Raw genomic sequence first — 420 nt, 5'->3', positions numbered from 1 at the left:
CTAACGCCCCTGCGCCGCCAGCGCCTGGGCCTGCGCCCAGGCGCTGGCGGCGCAGGGGCGTTAGCGTTCAGCGGTGACGGGTCAGGCCGATGTTATTGGCATAAAACGCAGATACAACCCAGCGAGCGCCATAAAGCATTAGCAGGTCGGTTGTCGAAAGCGCTTGCGGATCGCCGAGACCCCATTCATTAGACTTGTGAACCATTTCTAACGCCATGTCCGGTGTCAGCAGTAGCCGAGAGGGAATGATGTTCGGCAAGACAGCGAATACCAGGACAAAAATCACCGAGGCGATCGGTTTTCTCATACGGGGCCGCGCCTCTCATCGCCAATATAGGTTAGCCGCTTATTGTTGGTGCCAATACCTACCCGTAGCGTTCAAACAGATGGAGCCGATAAAGCTCTATTATCTATGGCCCA

1 protein-coding gene is annotated in these 420 nt (G+C 56.2%); it reads right to left on the bottom strand.

All coding sequences use genetic code 11. The features are described from left to right. Positions 1 to 67: 67 nt before the first annotated feature. The gene (locus HFC70_RS26465; RefSeq protein WP_033639173.1) at positions 68 to 307 is read right to left on the bottom strand and encodes a hypothetical protein; all 240 of its coding nucleotides are present in this window, start codon (positions 305 to 307) and stop codon (positions 68 to 70) included. Between the last annotated feature and the right edge of the window lie 113 nt (positions 308 to 420).

The sequence above is a fragment of the Agrobacterium sp. a22-2 genome (assembly GCF_012276985.1).
Taxonomy (GTDB): domain Bacteria; phylum Pseudomonadota; class Alphaproteobacteria; order Rhizobiales; family Rhizobiaceae; genus Allorhizobium.
Note: the sequence above shows the minus strand (reverse complement) of the source record. Positions and strands in the feature narration are given on the sequence as shown.